2 protein-coding genes are annotated in these 2570 nt (G+C 75.7%); both read left to right on the forward strand.

The window, feature by feature from the left end:
• The first annotated feature begins 125 nt into the window (after window positions 1-125).
• Complete coding sequence (murC, locus tag VI078_12890; protein HEY6000177.1) at window positions 126-1505, forward strand: UDP-N-acetylmuramate--L-alanine ligase; 1380 nt, start codon at window positions 126-128, stop codon at window positions 1503-1505.
• Window positions 1502-2449 carry a UDP-N-acetylmuramate dehydrogenase gene (gene murB / locus VI078_12895; protein ID HEY6000178.1) on the forward strand — a complete coding sequence of 316 codons (948 nt, stop codon included), beginning with the start codon at window positions 1502-1504 and terminating at the stop codon, window positions 2447-2449. The genes murC and murB overlap by 4 nt, the downstream gene beginning before the upstream one ends.
• The last annotated feature ends 121 nt before the right edge of the window (window positions 2450-2570 follow it).

A 2570-nucleotide genomic window follows, 5' to 3' on the forward strand; every position in this document is an offset into this window, starting at 1 on the left:
GGGCGACCGCGAGCGCCTGCGCGCGATGGCCGCGGCGAGCGCGTCCGTCGGCGTGCGCGACGCGGCGGCGCGCATCGTCGCCGAGTGCCGCGGCATGCTGGGGAGGGCGTGAGGGCGCCATGACGATGTTCGTGCGCAAGGTGCGTCGCATCCACTTCGTGGGCATCGGCGGCATCGGCATGAGCGGCATCGCCGAGGTGCTGCTGAACCTCGGCTACCACGTCAGCGGCTCGGACCTGGCGGCCACGCCCGTGACCGAGCGGCTGGGAGTGCTCGGCGGGCGCATCGCCGCCGGGCACGACGCGGCCAACGTGGCCGACGCGCAGGTCGTGGTCACCTCCTCGGCGGTGCGGCCCGACAACCCCGAGGTGCTCGAGGCGCACCGGCGGCAGATCCCGGTGATCCCGCGCGCCGAGATGCTCGCCGAGCTGATGCGCATGAAGCGCGGCATCGCGATCGCCGGCGCCCACGGCAAGACGACGACCACCTCGCTCGTGGCGACGATCCTCGCGGCGGCCGAGCTCGACCCGACGGCCGTCATCGGCGGGCGGCTCGACGCCTTCGGCTCCAACGCGCGACTGGGGCAGGGCGAGTTCCTCGTCGCCGAGGCGGACGAGAGCGACGGCAGCTTCCTCGCGCTGTCGCCGATCTGGTCGGTGATCACGACGATCGACCGGGAGCATCTCGACTACTGGCCGGACTTCGAGCGCATCCGCGACGCCTTCGCGGCGTTCGCGAACAAGGTCCCTTTCTACGGCGCGGTCTTCCTCGGCGTCGACGACCCGGAGGTGCGCGGGATCCTGCCGCGGGTGAGCCGGCGCGTGGTCACCTACGGCCTCGCCGAGGGCGCCGACGTCCGCGGCACGGACGCGGCGTACGAGGGCAGCGGCTCCTCGTGCACCGTGCACGCGGCGGGCAGGGAGATCGGCCGGCTGACCGTGCCGATCCCCGGGCCGCACAACCTCGCCAACGCGCTGGCGGCCGTCGCGGTCGGCCTCGAGCTGGACCTGGCGCCCGAGACGGTCCTCGGCGCGCTCGCCACCTTCCGCAACGCCCACCGGCGCTTCGAGGTGCGCGGCGAGAGCAATGGGGTGCTCGTCGTCGACGACTACGGGCACCACCCGACGGAGATCCGCGCCACCCTCGCGGCCGCGCGCCGCGGCTTCGCCCGGCGGATCGTCGTCGCCTTCCAGCCGCACCGCTACACCCGCACCCGGGACCTGGAGGCGGAGTTCCTCGGCGCGTTCGGCGACGCCGACCTGGTCTTCGCGACCGAGATCTACGCGGCGAGCGAGGAGCCGATCCCGGGCGTCACCGGCGAGCGCCTCGCGGGGCTGCTCGCCGCGCGCGGCCGGCCCGAGGTGCGCTTCGTCCGCGACAAGGCGGCGCTGCCCGCGGCGCTCGCCGCGGCGGTGCGGCCCGGCGACCTCGTGCTCACGCTCGGCGCCGGCGACATCTGGAAGGCGGGCGACGGCCTGCTCGCGCTCCTGGGGGCGACGAAATGACGGCCTCGATCCGCGCCGAGAGCGCCGGCCGCCTCTTCGCGGGGGCGGTGCGGGGGCGCCTGCTCGTCGGTGAGCCGCTGCGCGCCCACACCTCGTTCCGCGTCGGCGGGCCCGCGGACGTGCTCTTCTTCCCCGTGGACCGCGAGGACCTGCGCGCCGGGCTGCGCGTGGCCGCGGCCACCGCGCTGCCGGTCACCGTCATGGGGCGCGGGACGAACCTCGTGGTGCGCGACGGCGGCGTGCGGGGGCTCGTCATCAACCTCGGGGACCTCGCCGGCATAGCGGGCGGGGAGGTCCCGCCCCAGGCCCCGCCGGGCACGCCGGCCGAGGTCCAGGCGCTGGCGGGGACCCCGCTCTCGCAGGTCATCAACTTCGCGGTCCGCCCGGGCCTCGCCGGCCTCGAGTGGGCGGCGGGCATCCCCGGGAGCGTCGGCGGCGCGATCGCGATGAACGCGGGGGCGCACGGGCACAGCATGGGCGAGGTCGTGCTCTGGGTGGACCTCATGGACTCCTCCGGCGCCGAGTCGCGCGTGCCGCGCGAGCAGATCGCGTTCGCCTACCGCAGCGCGCGCTTGCCGCGGGCGGGCTTCATCGTCGCGGCGGGCCTGCAGCTGCGCCTGAGCACCGAGCAGGCGGTGCTCGCCGAGAACAAGCGGTGCCTCGAGGAGCACAAGCGCCGCCTCCCCTTCGGCTGGGGGAGCGCCGGCTCGGTCTTCAAGAACCCGCCGGGGGACGCGGCCGGGCGGCTCATCGACGCGGCGGGCCTCAAGGGGACGCGCGTCGGCGACGCGGAGGTCTCCGCGAAGCACGCGAACGTGATCGTCAACGTCGGGCAGGCCACGGCCGCGGACGTCCTCGGGCTGATGAGCCTCGTCCGCGAGCGGGTGCTCGCGCACGCGGGCGTCGCGCTCGAGGCGGAAGTCCAGGTCATCGGGGAGGAGTGATGGCGGCACAGCAGAAGCGGGCGGCGCGGCGGCGGGTGGTCGGGGTCCTCATGGGCGGCCGGTCCGCCGAGCGCGCGGTCTCGCTGCGCACGGGGGCCGCGGTGCTCAAGGCGCTGCGCCG

Source organism: bacterium (assembly GCA_036524115.1).
GTDB lineage: Bacteria > JAUVQV01 > JAUVQV01 > JAUVQV01 > DATDCY01 > DATDCY01.